We start from the raw sequence: 19,802 nt of genomic DNA, 5'->3' as shown, positions 1-19,802 counted from the left end.
ATTTCCCTCCTTCTTGAGACACAAATCTTTCAACCGGCTGCCTGCAATCCCTGCCAGGTGGCGAACGTGGATGTGCAAGCGGAGCTAAGCCTTTTGGAGGAACCGGCTGCAGGTAGCGAAGTGATGGAAGTTGGCGAAAGGCCATCAAAGCTCAGCCCATAGCCTTCACAACCTGGTCCACCGCTTCGGGCATATGCCGTCTTAGCTTCAACTCATCGATGACCTCGACCGCGGGAGATGAAGAACCAAAGACGCGAATGTTCATGGCGATGGGCGAGTGCACATCCACGAGCGTCTTCTTCCCGTCAGTTTTCCGGATCAGAACAAGCGGCGCCTCGGCGGCGGACGCGTCATAGTGGCGCTCTACGGTCCAATTCGCGCTGAACAAGTGTTCCAGTTCCTTGGCTAGAAGTTCGAGGGAGGCAGCAGCCCGTCCTTTGGGGAACTGCGGTGCCGTATCGAACATCACGTGACGCAGCAGCTGTGCGCCGACGAAGCGGTCTAGCAGGGCATGATCGAGCTTGTTCCGGAAGGTCCTCAGGCACCGGTAGCAGGAGGCGTCGCAGGGACCGGGGCAATCCTCAAGGATCTCCAAAGCTTTATCAAATAGTTCCTGGGCACGCGGCACCATCTGAGGCGAAAAACCAGCACCGCCCGCCAACGTGTCATAGAGGAAGACTTCTACAAGGACGCCATGCGCCCCACTGTCGTTAAGTGCGGGGCGATACTCGGCGAGAATTTCTCCGGCTTCGATTTGGAGCAGCCGGCAGGCCGCAGCAGATAGCGCTTCGCAAATTGTCCGCATCGCCATCTGCGTTTCGGAATTCGCTGGGGGAAGGTGGAACGCAGCGTCGAGTTTCAGCGAAAACAGCGCGATGTCTGTACGAAAGTCGCCGCCTAGGACAACGTGACGTGACACATGCTGGCCCTGGCACTGTTCGTCACCGTTGCTTGGGTAAGGCAGAGGGTGAGGTTGGCTGAGATTCCAGTCCGGCGACGTCGCGGATTCGATGCGTCCGCATACTCGACAGTATGTATAGCCCTCACGCTCCGGGCCCGAATTCGAAATGAGAAGATGATCCCGCACCCGCAAAGCGCGGATGCGCGATCCAACCTCCTCGCCGGCCTCCTCGGCGTTGAGAGCCATAATGAGCTTGGCGCGCGTGGCGTACGCAGTGTCGTTCGGCTCATCCGCCACCGTCGGTGCTTCATCACCCCAGGCGTGGGCGAAGCCGGGTGGCCGGAACCAAGGACGGGCTGGGCCGAAGCTCTTTGGGGAAGCGCAAGCCTCACAGGTCAGTCGCTCGCCGATTTTGCTGAAGTCGAATTCGGGAACCGTTTTCGCATGGCTGCAGCGTTCGCACTCATAGAAGAGTCGGCGACGGCCCCATGCTCGCTTCCTCTCCCCCTTGAATGGCGAGTAGATGGCCTTCGAGGTGTACTGATGGTCCTTGATCCAGACTTGTTTGTTGGGTGCATACTGGGAGAGAGCGACGTTCAAGCCCTGGCTCGGAGAGAATTTGGGGACCGCCCGGTAGGCAGTCGACTTTTCACTGAAGACCGTGAACGTCGCCACGTCGGTGGGGAAAGCGTAGCGCGGCAAGGCACCCCAATAAAGGAGCCGATCAAGGAGATTGTCGCTGGAAGAATCGACGAGTTCGTCATTCACCGGCGATGGATCGGATTCGAGTTCCTCTGTGGTATCGGCTCCAGCTGCCTCCCAACCTTTCGGATCAACGGTAGCTCCGCTGTCCCCAGATTCGTCGTCCTCTGGGGCTGACGGCGGTTCCTGATTTCCGAAAATTGCCTGGTCAAACGCCTTCGTCACGTCGGCGACGAATCCGTTGAGTAAAACTTCGCGTGTAGCCGGGAGAAGCTGATCTGGAAGCCAGCCGTCGATGCCGGCACGCAGCTTGGTCTCGTTCGTCTTCAGCCAGTTGGCGAAATCTTTTCGATGGATTGTGCCGATGCCGTCGCGGAAGTCCTGCACCGTCCCGAGCACCGAGAAGAGGTTCGAGGGCCCCTCGCTCTTCTCATCGAGCTGCGGCAGCCGATCTTCGTGGTAGCGCTGAAGGAGGAAGGCGCGAATGTGCCGCCGGGCAATGTCTGGGTTTTCGAGAGTCAGACGCGGGTCGACGACTGGTCCGCGGATCATCGCCTTTGGGTCTGAAAAATAGTGCTCGTCGTGGCTGTCGGCGCTTCCAAATGCGACGACCGTCGCGACCGCATTACCTCTGCGACCTGCGCGCCCGGCGCGCTGCTGATAGTTCGCGCGACTAGGCGGCATGTTGCGAAGCGCGACTCCTGACAGTTCGCCTATATCGATGCCGACTTCCATAGTCGTGGTGCTGCTGAGCACATCTATGCTGGTCTTTTCGAACTGGTCGATCTCGCGCCAGCCGATGTCAATGTCTTGAAACTCCATTTCGTGCTGCTCGGCCTGCGAAAAGGCTTCATCGGATGCTGCAGTTCCCAACTGCGCAGTGTGTTCGGCCGCGATGATGGACAGGAGGTTGGGCTTGGTGGCGCTCAATGCCTCGATCACTGGATCACGATAAAAGCCCTTGCGGGCCTCGAAGACAGGATCTTTGTCCGGGTCGAACATGTGCACGTCGGTAGAGCCGCATTCGACACACCGATGCAGTGTCGGAAGCGGACGGTGCACGGAGGTGCAGGTGTTGCATCGACGCCACGCGCCACCGATCAGAAGTGAAAGGTTGGATGCCAGCAGGCGGTCGCCTGCGCTCGTCTGCTGACACAGTTGCATCTTGAGAAGCGGCACCCAGTGCTTTAGGAAGAACTTCTTCTGATCTGCGGTCGCCCAGACATGCTTGAGGGCACGGAAGTCTCCCTTGTGGGCACGCACTTTCTTGCCGGTGCCCCACCAATCGTCGGGCATGTCTTTGAACCAAACGCCATTCTTTCTGATCCACGCTCGTACCCACAGCCGGACAAGCGCGACCTTGTCGGGTGGTTCCGTGGCGAGACCTTCAATCGCTGGGAGCGCCTCGATTTTGGATGCGATGTCGGGCGCTTCGACGACTGACGCGACCGCGAGTGGTTCAAGCCCAAGAATGTTGTGACGGATCAGTTCGTGGATCGCGTCCGTGAGATTCTGCGGAGGCGTCGTGTTCATGAGCCCGAAAAGGGCTGCTGTCGTCGGGAGTTCGCCTGACTTGGTGTTTTTCAAGCGCGGCAAGGTTTCTGACGCGTTGGCCAATTTCGGCCTAAGGCGAATGCCGAACTTGTTGGCTGCAACGACTGCTGCGATCCAAGCGTGGTTCAGCCGCAAAATTGGGCTAAAGCTAGGATCGGCTGCCACCATGTTGAAGCCTGCCGGCACCAGCGCGCGCAGCGTGTCCCTCAAAGAAAGATTCTGGAGCGAAGGAGCGAGACGTGCTGCGACTTGCCGAGAGTCGGAGAACGCCAGCACTTTCCGACCCCGAAGAGGAGCAAAGTCAGTGGCTTTTGCGGGACTTGGCGGTTGCACGCTGATCTGTGAGGACACCAATGCCTGGAAAGGTTGATCGCCCTTCGTCTGATGGTCTTGGACGCTGGTTTTTCCGCCTCGAACCTTATTGCCGCAGCAGCCACAGGGGATAAAGAGCCCCTGGCTCGCCGATGCGGTTGCATCTTCCACTTCGTCCTCGTCGTCCGCCTCATCGGTGCTCGGCTTTTCTGTAGAGACGGTGACAAGGCCCTGCGTGAAGGGGGATAGAAAAACAGAGCGCATCTTGGCGCCGGGCGCGTGCTGGTTAAGACGTCCGGTTCCGAGATCATAAGTCGCCTCCAAGCCCATATGATCCTGGGTCGGCGGTTGCAACATGATGTCGAGAGCTTCGAATTCCTCGACAACACCTTCGGCGGTGAAAAGTCGGTGTCCCGCTTCTGGAAACAGAAAGTCGGGCTTCGAGACGTCTCTAGTGTAGGCCCGCGCATACGAGGTGCCGCAGTAGCGACAGGTGAAGTATGGCAGGACTGGCGCCGCGCAGCCGCAGCGGTCCACAGGCTGGGTATAGAGCCGTCCGATAGGACCGCCGCGCTCGGCGGGTTTAAGCTCAGTGCAATCGGGATCCAAGCATGCCCACAGCCCAGGCAATCCTCTGAAGAATGCATGGACACGGCAGGGCAGCAGGCTCGCATCGTCGTCAGTTCGGCGCGCCCTACTCCCCATCGCGATCAGAGAATTTACGGCACGATCTGCCGCAATCGGGTCGGCCTTCGGAAACAAGAGGTCGCGCAATTCATCGAACGACTGCGCTGCCTTCATCGTCGAGTTCACGAGAAGGCTGAAGGGGCCGTAGTCGCTCAAGGCGTCGTATAGTTGTGAGGCGATGTTGCTGGCGTCCGCCACAATTCCGCGAGCGTTCAGAAAATCTGAGACGGCCGCAGCCTGCGTGTTCGCGTCGTCGGAAAAGAACTTGTTCAGATCGACAGTGTTGAGCGCGTGGATGTCGGCTTCGATGCCTGGTGCTTCGGCCGGCCTGAGCTTCAAATCACCTTGCACAGGAACGAAGGAGGCGGCGGGAACACCGCTAAGTTGGTTGCCGAAGGTCCCTGCCTTGTTCTTGCCCTCCTCGCTAAGGCTGGCTGTCGCGCAGATGACCTGGAAGCGCCCTGGCGGAATCCCCAGCCGATCGCGCAGACGGCGAAGCAGCAAGCCGACTTCCGCACCCTGCGCGCCTCGATATAGATGTGCCTCGTCGAGGACGATCAGGAACTTCTCATCGGGACATGCCGCCAGCCATTCGCGGGTTTGATCGAAGATAGTCCTCTCGATCGGGCGGAGCATCATGTACTCCAGCATGGAGTAGTTGGTGATCAGGAGGTCGGGTGCAGTCTTCTGCGCTTCGTAACGCGTTAGGAGTTCGGCATCGTCATCGAGGGTGACAGCGCGGCAAAACTCGCCGCCTTTCCTCCATTCGCCTGACCCATACCATTCGGTGATGTCTTCTTTCGCCGGCCACTTGCCTCGCTTCATGAGTGAGGCACGAAGTTCGAAGGCGCGTTTGTCCTCGTCCGCGATGACTGGTTTGCCGGTTAGATGGCGCTCAGCCGCCTTGTCGATCTCAACAAAGAATTCCCCGATTGACCTGAGCCGTTGGCCATCCTTCTTTCGTGAACGCACGCCAGCGTAAGGCGTCCGACTGGTGTAGCGCGCGAACTTCGCAGTGCGCCCGGACCACTCGATAAACATCGAGCGCACGCGCTCATGGCCGAACAACAGGCGCAGACGTCCAAGCTGATCGTTGACCAACGCGTTCATTGGATAAAGCACCATCGCTCTGACAGCGGAGTAGCCGAGAAACTGTTTGCTTTTCTCCCGGGCTTCGATGGCGAGCTTGCCAAGGATAGGAAGCAGGAAGGACTCGGTCTTACCCGAGCCAGTCCCCGTCATAATCATAAGATTCGCTTGGTCCTTCAGGATCGTGCGGATCGCATCGGCCTGGTGCGTGTAGGGAGGATCGAACAATAGCTGCTTGCCAAATTGCTTGTTCGATAGCCGCAGATAGGCCTCAAGCGCAGCCGCAGGAATGCCCTCCATCTCGGCGTATCTGGCCCCGGTTTGGTAGCGTGGAGTCGATTCCAGATACGGTGACTGAAAGATGCCGCCGGCTTGTTCCAGCAGCGTGTGGCGTTGTGCGACCACCTTCGGGTCGGCGATGTGGTAGGTCGCTTCGATGTAGCCGATCAGGGAAGATTTTAGGCTTTCAATGGTCTCTTGGATGGTGAGCGTCATCGCCGTTCTCCTTCGCGATTTGGCTGCATCCACAGTATTGATTGAAGCAAAGCGATCTCCGCCTTTCGCATCGCCTTTGGCATCGAATATCGGAAGAGACAATTCTCGGCCGGCGACTTAGAGCCGACCAGCGCAAGTCGCCGCTCGGCGAACGACGGAAGCGGGCCGTGAAAATCGAAGTGTGTAAGAGCGCCCTCATCGAGCACATCGAACTGTTGCGGCGAACCGCGTTTGGCGTCGATGGCTGCCTGAAGTCGCCAAGCCAAGTCACAGCCGCGTTCGAATGAGTCAGAAGGCGACAGGTCGATCAAGCGACGTGCTTCGCCCCTCTCTATGTCCACAACAGACCATAGCTTGAACCCGTAGGCTTGTGGCCGACGAGCAACGAACATTCCGCTGTCGGTGGCGAGAGGGGACCGCCATCGCCCCCTGTAGAACCGCGACGATTTTTCGGGCCCAAGAATTTCAAGTCCGTCTACCAGCGGCGCACAGGAACGCGCGACGGTCAGCCGTGCTCTCCAGCTATCAACGTAATCTTTCGTGCTTACTGCCGTAGGCAGCCGCAGCCACGCCGCTTCTTTGAGTTCCGAAAGACCGAGGCTTCGCAAATGTGCGCCCAACTCTTCGTCGTCAGGACGATTCAGGGTGCGAACTGGACCGTCGTCACTGACCAACCTTGCAAGGTCGTCGGGCAGCGCGGATGGGAAATCTCCGGCGACGCCGAGAATGATTGCTTCATGCGGTGAGCGGAGCACGAACGCGGGAGAGGCCGGGCGTAAGGTGACAGCGGGGACGTCCCACTCGTCACCATCAATCTTCCGCATCTCGAGAATGTCGCCGTAAGTGATGAGATCTTCCAACGCTGGTTCGACGGCGTCGCGAATGCTCTGGTTGCCACCCAGAGGATCGCTGACAAACCTGATCAGGTCCGCTGACGAACACGGCGCCAGCAAGTAGCTGCCACGCCGCAACGCTGGCTTCAGTACGCCATGTATGGCGCCAGACGGTGGGAGCCCCAAAGCGACCGATATCAGAGCTACAAGTTCGGCAGGTTCGATCGCACGCATCACGCGGTGTCCTTTAAGATCGCGGTTGCGGGCATTCGTGAAACGGCGTGAGCAAGGAACGCACCGCGCAGCAAATGCCCATGGTCGAGAAGATGGGCGAGAAATTCGGTCTTGTCGTCGATGGCGTCGAGGCGAAGCTTGAGCGGACGATAGGCCAAGGTGAGAGCGAGCCGCGCCAATCGCTCGTCCGACTCTACCTGGTAGTGCCTGGCGAAGTGGACGAACGATGCGGCGGCCGACACGTAGTCAGTGGGCCAGTCGCTCCGCCTCATTCTGTAGCCAAAGCCCTGCGAACCACCGACCTTTGCCTGGGCTTGGTCGAGCGACGGTGGGTTACTCAGCACAAGGCCAGCGAAGTCGCGCCCACAGCAGAGGGCGGTGAGTTCCTCACGCAAACGTCTCACCGTAAGGTCGCGACGAACCAATGCCCAATGTCCGACAGGTTTCGCTTTCTCCCACCGACGCATGCCATCGATCAGCCGTATGACCGCAAGCCCCCGGTGCGGCGGGAGCGATAGGTTCTGATTCGTTCCGAGCGACGAGAAGTCCTTGAACTTCGAGCTGGAAGGAGCGCTTACGAAGATTGACTGCGTCAGGTTCTTATACCGCGCGACGTACAGAGCTCCTTCGCCGTCTGGCCTCACGCCTACGAGCGCGACTTCGAGGGGGAGTGGAGATTTCTCCATCGGATTGCCAAGCGTATAGCAACTGAGCGTGGGCAATTCCTCGTGATCTGTTTCATCAACCAACCGCACAGCCCTATTGGTAGGATCGAACTTCCAGCGAAGTGGTTCGACCGTGCGTGGGAAGCGTTCTGACTGCCTGCCAAGTTCGTCGAGGCTTGCGACGATGTCGATCTGATACGCTTCGTCGATTTGGTCCGAGTACCGGCGACATGCCTGTTCCAGGGCCGTGGACAGTAGGTTTGACGGCTCGTCCACACGCGTCGCACCGAGCTGCATGGTGCACTCAGGATGTCCCGCAGCGTTGTAGGCGACGAGGGACCATTGAACCCCCCGACGCGGGGGTCCAAAGGCTTGCAACGTGGCTTCGCCGCTCACGACCATTTCGAAGGTCGCGTCCGGCGGGTCAAGGATCAGGCGAAATCCCGATTTGCCGCTCATGGCCTCTGGCCAAGGCTTAGGGGCCAAGATTTCAAACTCGAACACATCGGAGGGGGAAGTCCATCCGGCGTTCGCTGTCAGAAGCGGCTTGAAGGCGAGCGAATGCCACCCTGGCTCAAGATGATCAACAGCGATCAACGCTCTAGAGTTAGAGCACGCTATGATTTGGGCTTCGGCGTCGTCAAGCGAGACCATCAGTCGGGCGATGTCGATATCTGCGGATGTGGCGACAAGGACAGGCTCGGTGGTCAGCCACGCGGGTAGATCGCCGGGCCTCGGGCTAAGTCCGACCGGAGCCACACTGACGCCTGTGCGTACGCTGATCCCGAGAGCCTTAAAGGCTTTTCGATGGGGCTCAGTGAATATGGAGGGTGTCTTGGTCGAGTAGGCTTCAACATCCTTCGCGTGCACCACGGCCCGCTGTAGGCCCGCACTCTCCATCATATCGTTTGGCAGGTTTCCTCGAACGAGCAAAAGGTAGTCTTGACCTGATCGTACATGGCCGCCCAGCACCTCTTCATACGCACCATCGAGTTGCCTACGCAGAACCCAGGCTGGTCTTTCGTCGATGCGAGCGACGGCGCCAAGCACGGCTGCCATTCCAGCGCTTGAGTCCTCCGCGGTCACAAGATCGGCATTCGGCGCCGGGAAGACGTCGAGCCGACGTTCACCGCCGCTCAGAGCGAGCAGGACGGATGCCGGCTGGGAGGGTTCATCCTTCCCGGCAAATCGAATGCGCTGGCCTAGGAGGATATCGCGGTTGAGCCCAGCGCTGCGAAAATCTGGAAGCCTGATACCAAGTGCGAAAGGTCCGTCTGGGAGCTTGCGGGCGAGGAGCGTGAAGCGGCCTGCGACAGCCTCCTTTTGCCTGGCGAGATCGCGGCCTGAATGTTTAGGTTGAAGCTCGGTGCCGATCTTGAAGGTGGTGGTCTCAATGAGGCGACGCGCGTCGCGCAAATAGGAACGTGCATCCCGTTTGCGTTCCAAGTCAGTGACGATCTTGCTCAGGACGGATGGCTCGATACGCGTGACTTCAGGCGCCCGCCCCTCGTCACGCAGCGCGAGCAAGATCTGGCTCGTCAATTCCGTTTGTTGGAGGAAGTCGCGAAAGCGCGACGAAGTCCCGCTGTAGCGATCAAGAAGGAGTTGGCCGACTGCATCACCGCCTGTCTGGATGGCTCGGGGTAATGCAAATCGCTGGTCGAAGAGATGATGGGCGAACGGCGTCTGAAGGTAGAGCGGAAGGATTGCTCCGCTGATAGGCCACGCAATGATGTTGAAGTGACCGGCCCAGCGTCCCTTCGGTTCTGGCCCGCCGAACTCCATGCTGAAACGCCGATAAAATTCGCGTAGTCGCTGCCGATAGTCGTTTGTTCGCCACTCGCCCGGATGCCGTTCGAGTGCAGGCCAAAACTCATCTCCAGAATAACGGTAGCCGGCTTCCGCCGCGATTGCGCACCATACAAGCCAGTGCGAGGCTGATGGCGGCATATAGCGAATCGAGGCACTGGCCGAGTTCCAAACTTCTTCGACTTCGTCCGACGTCAGGCCGTGTTCGAGGGCATAGACAGGATACCTGGCCCCGCGCCGCCGCTTGGCGAGCGCGGAAAAGGCCTCCATGAGCCTGTGCTGAACTCCCCCGAGCATACCGCTATCCGGTTCCACGCTTGGTAGCGGTGGGCAACTCGCACTTGCGCTTAATCAGATTGGGAATCTGCTCACGCGTCCAGGATCGGTAGTCGATCTCTCCGCGTTCAGCCCGCGGCACGATCCAGCGTTCGCGTGCTAAGTCGGAAATCTGCGACACGCTCCGTAAGGTCGAAAAGTCGGGCTTCGCCGTGCCATCCTTAAGCACCTCGTAGGCGTTCTCAGCCAGCGTCGAGATAAATACTTCGCGCTGGATGCCGTGCTTCAGGATGTTTTCGTTGACGTTCAGACCGACCAGCGCGGCCCGGATCGCACGCAGTCTCCAATTCGGGCCTTCGCCGAAGATGTGTTTGTCGGCGTAGTCGTGATCACGTTCTCGAAGGTACGCCCGCATCTTTTCGAACAGGCTGTCGGTGATGTGGAAGTGCCCGAAGCCTTTCGTGAAGCCGAGGGGCTTCAGGTAGGTAAGGTCGCCGAGTCTAAGACGATTATAGACGGATGAGCGACCCATCGAAGAGGTGGTCGTGACGGCGAGAAGTTTGGCGTGCTTGGCGGACTTTGAAATCACGCCGATCGATTTGCCGTAGGCACGGTTGAAGTCCTTCAAGACGTCCTTCGAGCGGATGAGGCAAGCCACCGCCTTGCCCCCCAGGAGGAAGCTGTACGGGGGAACCGCGCCCAGCACGTAGGCATCGAGAAGGCCAACAAGGCGCTTGGCGCGGTCGTGAACGTCCCAGCCGATCTCGTTGTCACGGACCGAGAGATTGTAAACCGGATCACCAAGGGCAATAACGCCTGCTAGACGGTTGTGACCATCATCCCAAACGAGGTAGCGTATGCGGCGGCCGAACCCCGGCGATACCGGGACCGACCAAGTCAGGGTGGCGATGCGAAACAGGTCGGCTTCGGCCGTGTCGCTGCGCACCAGGATTAGGCGGAATTTGATCTTCTTTGGATCGATCTCCGCGCCGTTGGCAAAGTGCGGCAGCGCCTGTGGGAGTGCGCGCGCAATTAGAGGCTGAGCGGTGGCCATCTTCTCGCGCCACTGGCTGCGGTGGAGGTTGCGCACCACTTCCTTTCCACCGTCAGGAAGTACTAGGTCGCCATTGTCGTCCTTGCTAAAACCGAGCACGCGCAGATGATTGCGGAGAGCACGCTTTAACTTCGCCTCGGCACTAAATGGCTGCGCTACGCGCGGCTGTTTTGCAGTCATTATCCCCTACTCCCCAGGGTATATTTTGAACATTCTACGGCGCAACTACAAGCCACGATTGTTGTCGCCATATTCGTTTGTTGCCGTACCCCACTGCTAGTTTTGCATAACGGGAGATAGGTGTGCCGAATCGATGGATGGCCTCACCGCTGCTGCATATGATCGCGGCACAATAGCCACGCCGTGAACGATTCGGCAGCTACGACGTTCAAAGCTGCGATCATTTTGCTACTGTTCCCATGACAGGTGCTGAGCCGCCAAGATTGGCGCTCGGCATCGACCTGCTAAGCTTGGGCCGCTTTTCGCTAGAAGCGCTAGCTCGCCGCTTCGAAATTAAGCGATGTAAGCCGAGTGAATTTCGGCGTTGTATGGTTCTCAAGCACCTGCTGTAGTCGTGGGTAAACGGTCGAGGTGTCTTTGACCGGCGCACCTCGCGTCAGTTCAAAATTTTGAATTCCAGGAAGCGATTGCTCGGTCAGCTTGTCAAGAAGTTTGCAAAGCTCTTCACACATACCAACCAAGCAATTAAGTCTGTTGTCATCAGAAAAAGCATTGATCGAAAAGGTATCGGCATAAAGAATCGCGGGGACAGATTTAGTCGATGAGATCATAGGGATTGCAAGATAGGAAAGAGCTACCGTTTTAATATCTCGCTGATCGCCAATGTCTTTCATGTCTTGCTGCAAATCCCTGAGTAGGGCCTCAGCGGTGGGATAGGCTCGGGTTCGAACTATCTTCTGACGTGCAAAAGCTTTTCCCATGATTCCGGTCGTAACAGCGTTCATCCTACCGGCGCCACTCGAATCGTAGTCAATTCCTGAATAGGCACTTAGCTGTTGCAGGTATTCGCCGCCCTCGCGATTGATAGCGCGGTGGAGCACGACCCGCGTTCTGTCTCCTATGCCGACACTGCGAAGATATCCTGCAATAGCTGCAGTGAAGGGTAGAGCCACCAGTTGTGATGCCCCTGGCACCGGTTCCGGGTACTGCACTTGAGTTCGCGTGGGTTCGAACGGATGCGGCGCCGTTGTCATGAGACTAATCCTTTTGGATCAGGAGAGAAGAAGCCCGGCAGCCAAAGCTCGTCAGGCGATTGATCATCATCATCTTTCATTTTCCCGAGTCTCGCTGACACTTTGTTCTGGTCCGAGAAGAGGCCGAGAACGTGAGCGTATGAGCCGGTGCCGTAACGTTGTACGATGTGGCTTTGCGGAATGCCTTGTCGCTTCGCAAATTCGGCAATTGGTTCGAGTGTTATCGCAAATGCCCCTGCGTCATAAAGCAGATAGAGAAGGAACCTGTTCAAGAACGAACTTTTATTTTCGAAGAGTTGGTCAACGCTCCAATCCTCCTCTTGCTCAGGCCTCACGTGCAAAACCGCGCGCACGTCCTTGCGTAGCCGAGATCGTAACGTCTTAGTCGCAGTCTTAAGGTATCTCGACAGCGGTGTGGAGGCCCTGTCAAGCAGCTTCTTGACATTGGCAGGCAGGCGACCACCAGTCGGCCCGACAAGGGCTCGCAGTTCCTTTTCAACCTCCTCAAGATCGTTGGAAAATAGTTCGGCAAGTATGGTGTCTTGGCGAAAGCGCTCGATCGTAAGCCGACAGAGATCTACCAAGCCGCCATCTCCATGGCCTGACACGACGAATACCGGTCTAGCGCCGGTCAAAACCGGCTGTCCCAAAGTGTCATTCCGCCAGTAAGAGCCTGACGCAATGGCCTCCTGAGTTAGCTGACCAGCCTCCAAGCCAAAACCGGCAGCAACTATGATCGTATCAAAAGCTTGGCGATTGCCCGCCGGTTCGCCAGCGCGAAAGTGTCGCCCGGCGCGGTCCCCAGCCAAGCCTAACCATTCCACCTCTCCACGGAGGGCGTCTACTTTGAGGTAACCCAGGCCGAGAAATACATTAGGAACAAGCCGACTATTGCGCTCATTCTCCGTGCAACGGTCACCAAACGCATCAAGCATCTTGGCCGCAACGTCTGAAGCTCTGCCGGCGTTCCAGTTTAGCACGGGTAAGCTGGCACTCGGCCTCCTGCTTCCAACTGCCGGCCAGTGATAAATGAACGGATGGAGCCACCGAGTATCGGAACCTTGCTGAAGTGGGCACAAATCCCACCTTTGCTCGAATAGGGTGACTTGCACGCCGGGGAATGAAGAAATCGCCGAGGCAAAAGTCAGCCCTGCAGCACCGCCGCCAATGACTGCTACCTTGGCGAGGGCCCTGCCTTTGTGAACGTTGAGTTCCCGCAGCGCCCAGGCCAGATTCAATGCTCGGGCTTGTTGTTGGTACACGGTCACACCCTTCGACAAGCTGCCGAGAACGAACACCTTCTCCGTTACCTCATACGTAGAGGCAACATCGGAAGGCGTGTTGATGGATCCGCGCGTCATGCCAGTGAGCATGTGCGGCAACGCAGTCGCAGTATCAAGCCGAAATTTCGTCCTCTGGAACGGCATGGCGCTATTCCTGACATCGCGCGGCCAGTCTATGACCTTTGCTGACGGCAGATTGGCGCGTAGAGCGCCAGTGTTCGTGCACATCAGGGTATACCCCCGTGTTACGTAACGCTGGCAGTACCCGTCTGCGTCACATTTAGGTTGTCACGGGCTATTTGTGACAAAGGTAGCGTGGGGCCTAAACCTCAATGTGACGTCGAGGCTTGGCTCGTGCGAGCAGCTTCAAAGCATCGAGCGCGCCAGCCTAGACTAGCCGCGGGACCAGCCCGGCCGCGCCAAGGCTCTGGTGCACGCGCAAGGAGCCGTGGAAATCGACCTCGGCGATTCTCACGCTCGCGCGGTCCTAGCTTACGTTCAGCTTTATGATCGCAATTGGGATGAAGCAAAACTCCAACTAGATGCCGCCGTTCGACAAAATCCTAACGACGCACATGCGGTTGCGTTGGCGGGTGAGCTTCAATTCTACTTAGGCAATCCGCAAGCGGCGCTGGTAGCTTGTGCGAAGGCATGTGTTTGAATTCTCGTCCACCGGGTGGGTATTTCTGGATCGTGGACTGGGCAAATATCCTCCGGTCAGTACGAAGAAGCTGTAGCGTCCTTGAGCGGGGAAGAAACCTATGGCACGGGTTCGAGAGAGTCTCTGATTGCCGCGCTTGCCCTTGCCGGTCGCGTCTCTGAGGCACAGGAGGAAGCCCGACTATTTCTGCGGTCAATCCAAATTGGAGGTTCGGTGATCTGGCGGCGAACTCTGGCGTCTGGCGGGGTTGCCAGAGTAGCCAATGCGGGTCCCCTCACAAACAGGGTAAAAGCGCGCTCGCATAGGCTACCGGCCACTTCCCATTGACAGGCACTACAACCACCGTAAACTCGAATGGTGGATGAAAGTAGCTTTCGTTATGCCCGACGAAAAGCCAACGCTTACGCTTCCCCTAGTGGGCATAGACCCGCTTCTGTTAGACGCGTTCTCGCAATATGAAGGGCCGTCTCAACAAAACTCGCCAAGACAAGATCGAACCTCTACCGGCGCTGGGGCGGAAATCGTAGACCCTCTGGGTACAGTGCAGAGAGTCGATACGCGACCAGACGCGCCGGTCCCGATTTTGGCGTCCATCGCCGTTCTTCCATTTTCAGATGTGGGAGGCGGATCGGATCACGAATATTTCGCCGAAGGAATTGCCGAGGACATCCTCACCGAACTTTCACGGTTTAGAGGGTTGTTGGTTATCGCGAGAAATTCATCGTTCACGTTCAAGGGCAAGAATCTTAACCTCCGGGCCGTCGCAAAAGAGCTGAACGTCGATTACATCGCCACGGGCAGTGTGCGGCGAGCGGGGAGCAGGATCCGGGTGGCTGTGCAACTGACCTATGTTCCTAGTGGGCATGAAGTCTGGGCCGAGCGTTATGATCGCGATGTCGGAGACATATTTGCAGTGCAGGACGACATTGTCAGGACGGTTGCTGTGACGCTTGAAGCGCGCCTCGGGCAGGCGATTGCAAGTCACGCGGCCCCTAGAAGCGTTCCCAGCTTGGCCGCATACGAATGTCTCTTGTTGGCGCGAAAGTACGCCGAGTTGCACGATTCGGCTCATGCAACGCCGTATGCGGAAAGGGCGCTCGCAATTGATCCAAGTTCGTCCCAAGCTCATTCGGCGATGAGCTATTGTGCATACATTGAGTGGTTGCAGAACCCAGATGAAGAGAACCTCGAAAAGATGGTCGGCTTTGCGAATGCAGCCGTACTGCTCGATAGCGGTGACGCTTCTGCCCAAGCATTTTTGGGCATGGCTTTAACATGTCAGCAAAAGTACGATGAAGCTGGCTCCCATCTCCAACGCGCCCTAACCCTGAACCCCGGTGATACGAAAGCGCTGGCCTATTATGCGGAGTGGCTTGTTCGAACGGGCGATGCCGAAGGAGCCTTACGGAATATGGACGATGCTCTCTTGCGGGACCCTATACCGCCGCCGTGGCATTGGGAGATACGCGGAATGGCTTTCTTAGTGCTGGAAAGGTATGCTGAAGCCATACAAGCTTTCGCGCGTCAGACGAAGCAGTTTTGGTATATTGCTGCCTACCTTGCGATTTGTTTCGCTAGGCTTGGCAGAATGGACGAAGCTGCGGCCGAGCTGGCTAAAGCGCTCAAGGTCGTGCCTGACCACGAAACTCTTCGCATCCAAGTCGTGAACGAGTTTCTCAGCCAAGGCGCTCGCGATCAGCTTTCCAAGGGGCTGTCTCTCGCCGGGCTCGACTAAAGGGGGGAATCTTCGGGCAACTGGAGGGTGTTAGTGCGTGACTTACCTACTGGGGATGCCAATGGCGATTCATGAAGAACTGCAGCGTTTCTGGGAAGCCTACGTCGCTGCCTATCGTGCCGCCGACGCTTCAGCATTGGGAGCAATGTTCACTCCCGACGCCGAGTTGCATTCGCCCTATGCACCACCAGCTCGGGGCCGTGATGAGATTGCGGCCCTCCATGCAACTTGGACACAGGGCCACGGAGAAGCAGGCGACAAGGCAATGAGGGTCATACAAGCAGGTATTTCGGGCGAATTGGCTTGGAGTCTCGCAAGCTATTCGGAAGGCGTCGAAACGGGCAATGGCACATCGCTCAGCGTCTTCGAGCAACAAAGCGACGGCCGGTGGCTGATACGGATGTGTTCCCTCAATAGCACCGATTAACCAGCTCGATTGACTGCTAGGCGCAGGTCTTTAAGCTATCGCTAAAAGGCCAAACCTCGTGAATTGGATCATAAACTACCAAGGCATTTTGGGCACCTTAGTTGCTCTCTTCGCAGCGTTGATCGGGTTCGGAGGAGTTATCTATTCGCAGCGCGCCTTGGCCACGGAGTCTGCTCGGCAAAGGTCGCACGAAGAAGCACGTGCCAAATCGGAGGCCGAGGCGAGCCGCCGACAACAGCTTGCATCAGTCATCAACGCGATTTTGGGAGAAGTGCAGGCTCTTGGCCTTGCCCTCGCCGACGCGTCGCGGCTTTTGGCGGCACAAATCCAGATCGCCGAGGCAATGGCTAACCAAGGCGGAGACCGAAAAACTCGGCCCCGCATCTCGTTCCGCTTCGAGACGCCGATATTCAACGCGTACGTCGGGAGTATTGGATTGCTCGAGCCGGAAATCGCCTTCAGGGTCGCCAATTTCTACGGCCGCCTAATGTCCCTCGGAGTGCATAATGCTGCGGACGCACCGGAGATGGCTGCGAGCTTGGCCGTTCGAGTGATGCGTTCGGTTGAGGGGGCGCTTTCGGGCGTCCAGTCTGAGGCAGAGGGGCTCGTTTCAATGCTGAGAAAGCACCGAGATTCAAAAAACTGACTGGTACGTTGCCTGTATCAATCGTTTGGATTCCCGCCATTCTATAGCCCGGTAGTCAGTGGTTACGGTCTTCCTCTCGCTCGCAGAGATTGGTGTGCACAAGGGCCATCATCGAAGCGTTGTGACTAGGCTTTATGGTTTCGTACCGCTCCATGGCCAGTTTTGCTCGGTCAGGTCGGCCGAGCTGACTTCCGCGGTTTGGCAAGCCACTCGCATTCATGTAATGAAACTGAGGCACCCCCGGCTCCGCGACTGGCCACGGAATGATGGGGCGCTGCTCTAAAAGAGATTTTTCCGATACGCCTGTTCCAAATTTCCTTGCAGCTGCCGTCATTGCTAGCTGACAACCAAGCCGATAACTTCCTAGTCGTTAACCGGCCCCAGCTTGACATCGACTATTTGCAGCAAGGTAGCGTCGAGCCTCAAAACCTTGAGGTGACAGGCTATGGCTCGCATTGGTTACGCTCGCGTCAGCACCGCTGACCAAGACCTCGAAACGCAGCTCGTGAAGCTGAAAGCCGAAGGGTGCGAGGTCATTCGTTCGGAGAAGGTTTCGGGCGGCAGTCGCGACGGCCGGACCGAGCTGGCAACGGTTTTGGATTTTCTTCGGCCCGGCGATGAAGTGGTGGTGACGCGCCTCGACCGGCTCGGCCGCGACACTCGCGACGTACTGAACTTGATCTACGAGTGCGAACAGCGAGGAGCCTTCGTGACCGTCTTGGACCCACATGTCTCGACGCGTGGCGAAATGGGCCACATCGTGCTGACGGTGCTTGGAATGGTCGCGCAAATGGAGCGCCGGTTCATCAAAGATCGGCAGCGCGACGGCATCGAGCAAGCTAAGCGAGCGGGCGTATATCGTGGAGGGAAACGCCGATTGGATCGCGACACTGTTCTGAGGCTCAAACAGGAAGGCAACGGACCGGCAGCCATCGCGAGTGCACTGGGCTGCTCTAGAATGCAGGTCTATAGGATTTTATCAGGCACGTGACGTGTGCTTGCCGGGCGGGCCGGTTCTGTTGACGGCCTTGGTCGTCTCCCCCTTCGGACTCACGCGCTCACTTCAGCGTCTCCGCCATGAAGTGCTGCCGATCACCCGTGAACCTACCACGACCATGCCTGCAGCGAAGCGGAAGGAGTTAAAAGCGGGTCCGCGAACTTGACGTTTTACTTCTCCGCGGATTCGGAGGGCAATTAGGCCCCTTAGCTGCAGAATAGCAACGGCCAATCGATCACGACGCGAGCGACTAGACAGCCGAACCATCGATTAGTTCGCTGGCCGCGTAACGCGATGCGCGCCGACGACTTTGTTCTCGATTGGGTAAGGAACAAAGCGGTCTTCTGCGGCGATTAATAATTCCCTAAGCCGCAAGCGATATACGCTAGGTATGGACGAGCCCCGTCAGCAGCTTGCCGAGCTATACGACGAAACCCCAGTTCTCGTTGCTATCTACGACAGCTTCGACCGCTTGCGCTATGCAAACCGGGCGTTCCGTTCCATCTTTTATGTCGCTAGCGATGAGGCGCCATCGTGGGCGGACCTTATGCGCCGAAATCACGCCGAAGGCAGGGGCACTGTCATCCATGCCGCTGATATGGAGAAGTGGCTGGTGTCGGCGCAGTCCCGCCGCGGAAAGACCGGGTTTCGCGCCTTTGAAACAGACCTCGTCGATGGCCGCTGGCTATGGATGACTGAGACGGTACAGAGCGATGGCTGGATGCTTTGCATCGCCAGCGACATTACCGCTATCCGTGCCGGAGGTCGTTCCCTGCGTCAGGATCGGGACAGGGCAATCAAAGCCTCTCATACGGACGAATTAACTGGGGTGGCGAACCGTCGCTTCGTGACTGGAAGGATAGAGGAACTGATACGCGGAGCCGGTGACGGGTCGGGCTCCATCTGCGTCCTCGACCTCGACAACTTCAAGTGCATCAATGACCGCTTCGGGCACGGCGCAGGCGACATCATCCTGCAAGATTTTGCAAAGCGTATCCAAAAGCAGGTTCGCCGGTCTGACTGCTTCGGCCGTATCGGTGGCGAGGAATTTGTCCTCGTGTTACCCCGGACAGGCATGGAGGAAGCCGAATTGATCGTCGAGCGAATGTTGGCAACGATCCGGACCTCGCGGCCATTGCAGGATCGCGCCGTGAGCTACACGTTCTCGGCCGGTATCGCTGAGGTCCGCCTTGGCGAAACGGTTGCGGAACTGCTTGGCCGGGCTGACCATGCCCTGTACTCGGCAAAGGTCGGCGGCCGTAACCGCATCCATCTATACGCTGCATAGCTGAAGTGACGTTTAATCTGAGGGCCGCTCGTCGCGCAGTGACAGGCCGCTACTCTAGCATCCTTGTAGGTTTGGGCCGCCTAATAGCCACACGATTTAGCGTTAGCCGCGATGCCCGCGCTCTGGTTTGTCGAGCGAATAGCGTTGGTGCTCGGCCGACATACGAATGCATTGAGCCGCCGGATTCAGGCCGGTGTTCGACCGGCAGTTTCAAAGCCAATTTCCTAGCGAGCCGGGCTAACATCTGCCAGCGGAGGTAGCGGTGCCAAACCCCTGCCGTGTTCGTCATATCCGTCTGGGCGCGGCGAACTTGCCGTTGGACTAATTCCGACGGAATGACAGCAAAGTGCGACTTGGAATCATCGACGTGAAAGCCAAGATGATAACCCTGAGCTGGAGGCACACCATGGCCACCGTCCTCGATGGACGGAGATCCCCGCATTCCGAGCAATGCTGATGCCCGACTAACATATGTTAGTCTCACGGAGGAACGTTCGACCGACGCAAGCGTTTGAAGCGGGAACAGCCAACAGTGTGGTGCCGAATGGCCTCAGGACTCGTCCTGATCGTGGAGGATGAAAGCCTTATCCTTTTGGATGTCGAGCAATCGCTGCTGGAAGCTGGGTTTGGACATCCCGATCCGAACCTGGCGATTTCGCGAAACGTTGGCTGTGAAATCCGTTTATAAGGCGAAAGCGGACTACATCATGATCAGCCACTGCTTTGCTACCAATTCTCTGTTTTTAGGCTATCCAACTAGTCATCCCCGTGGAAGTCCTATATAATAGCCAACCGGAAGATCGCGGTTGTACCGTCGATCGTACCCAAGGTGGTTATCTTTTGTGGCCGCCTGTTGTCGCCTTTTCAGATTGCATTTCCACCAGCATTGATCGGCTAATATGATCTTGGCCGACTACTATTCCTGCTAGCCAAGTGGAGA

11 protein-coding genes are annotated in these 19,802 nt (G+C 57.7%); 5 read left to right on the top strand and 6 right to left on the bottom strand.

Annotated features, from left to right (window positions below; translation table 11 throughout):
* Nucleotides 1-151: 151 nt before the first annotated feature.
* The 6 genes from LB557_RS17200 to LB557_RS17175 all read right to left on the bottom strand — a co-directional run bounded on the left by LB557_RS17200 (nucleotide 152) and on the right by LB557_RS17175 (nucleotide 13,252).
* Nucleotides 152-5,740 (bottom strand): DEAD/DEAH box helicase, encoded by a 5,589-nt coding sequence (locus LB557_RS17200; protein WP_224641341.1) that lies wholly within the window; start codon nucleotides 5,738-5,740, stop codon nucleotides 152-154.
* Nucleotides 5,737-6,807 carry a hypothetical protein gene (locus LB557_RS17195; RefSeq protein ID WP_224641343.1) on the bottom strand — a complete coding sequence of 357 codons (1,071 nt, stop codon included), beginning with the start codon at nucleotides 6,805-6,807 and terminating at the stop codon, nucleotides 5,737-5,739. The genes LB557_RS17200 and LB557_RS17195 overlap by 4 nt, the downstream gene beginning before the upstream one ends.
* A complete protein-coding gene (locus tag LB557_RS17190) occupies nucleotides 6,807-9,551 on the bottom strand; it encodes a hypothetical protein (RefSeq protein WP_224641345.1) in 2,745 nt (914 codons plus the stop codon). Before LB557_RS17190 ends, LB557_RS17195 begins: the two co-directional genes overlap by 1 nt.
* Nucleotides 9,552-9,582: 31 nt before the next feature.
* Entirely contained in the window at nucleotides 9,583-10,791 is a 1,209-nt protein-coding gene (locus LB557_RS17185) for a Druantia anti-phage system protein DruA (RefSeq protein ID WP_224641346.1), read from the bottom strand.
* A gap of 314 nt (nucleotides 10,792-11,105) precedes the next feature.
* Nucleotides 11,106-11,825, bottom strand: coding sequence for a hypothetical protein (locus tag LB557_RS17180; protein ID WP_224641348.1), 720 nt, complete (start codon nucleotides 11,823-11,825; stop codon nucleotides 11,106-11,108).
* A complete protein-coding gene (locus tag LB557_RS17175; RefSeq protein ID WP_224641350.1) occupies nucleotides 11,822-13,252 on the bottom strand; it encodes an NAD(P)-binding protein in 1,431 nt (476 codons plus the stop codon). Before LB557_RS17175 ends, LB557_RS17180 begins: the two co-directional genes overlap by 4 nt.
* An 878-nt stretch (nucleotides 13,253-14,130) precedes the next feature.
* On the opposite strand from LB557_RS17175, the gene LB557_RS17170 reads away from it, so the two are divergent.
* The 5 genes from LB557_RS17170 to LB557_RS17150 all read left to right on the top strand — a co-directional run bounded on the left by LB557_RS17170 (nucleotide 14,131) and on the right by LB557_RS17150 (nucleotide 18,862).
* Nucleotides 14,131-15,504 carry a tetratricopeptide repeat protein gene (locus tag LB557_RS17170; RefSeq protein ID WP_224641354.1) on the top strand — a complete coding sequence of 458 codons (1,374 nt, stop codon included), beginning with the start codon at nucleotides 14,131-14,133 and terminating at the stop codon, nucleotides 15,502-15,504.
* Between the two features lie 61 nt (nucleotides 15,505-15,565).
* Nucleotides 15,566-15,931: a YybH family protein gene (locus LB557_RS17165; RefSeq protein WP_224641357.1), complete on the top strand. Its 366-nt coding sequence runs from the start codon at nucleotides 15,566-15,568 to the stop codon at nucleotides 15,929-15,931.
* A gap of 58 nt (nucleotides 15,932-15,989) precedes the next feature.
* On the top strand, nucleotides 15,990-16,577 hold the full coding sequence (locus tag LB557_RS17160) for a hypothetical protein (RefSeq protein ID WP_224641359.1): 588 nt from the start codon (nucleotides 15,990-15,992) through the stop codon (nucleotides 16,575-16,577).
* A 445-nt stretch (nucleotides 16,578-17,022) separates the two neighbouring features.
* A complete protein-coding gene (locus tag LB557_RS17155; protein ID WP_224641361.1) occupies nucleotides 17,023-17,568 on the top strand; it encodes a recombinase family protein in 546 nt (181 codons plus the stop codon).
* 397 nt (nucleotides 17,569-17,965) lie between these two features.
* Nucleotides 17,966-18,862 (top strand): sensor domain-containing diguanylate cyclase, encoded by an 897-nt coding sequence (locus LB557_RS17150; protein ID WP_224641362.1) that lies wholly within the window; start codon nucleotides 17,966-17,968, stop codon nucleotides 18,860-18,862.
* The last annotated feature ends 940 nt before the right edge of the window (nucleotides 18,863-19,802 follow it).

This window comes from Mesorhizobium sp. BR115XR7A, from assembly GCF_020165315.1.
Taxonomy (GTDB): domain Bacteria; phylum Pseudomonadota; class Alphaproteobacteria; order Rhizobiales; family Rhizobiaceae; genus Mesorhizobium; species Mesorhizobium australicum.
Note: the sequence above shows the minus strand (reverse complement) of the source record. Positions and strands in the feature narration are given on the sequence as shown.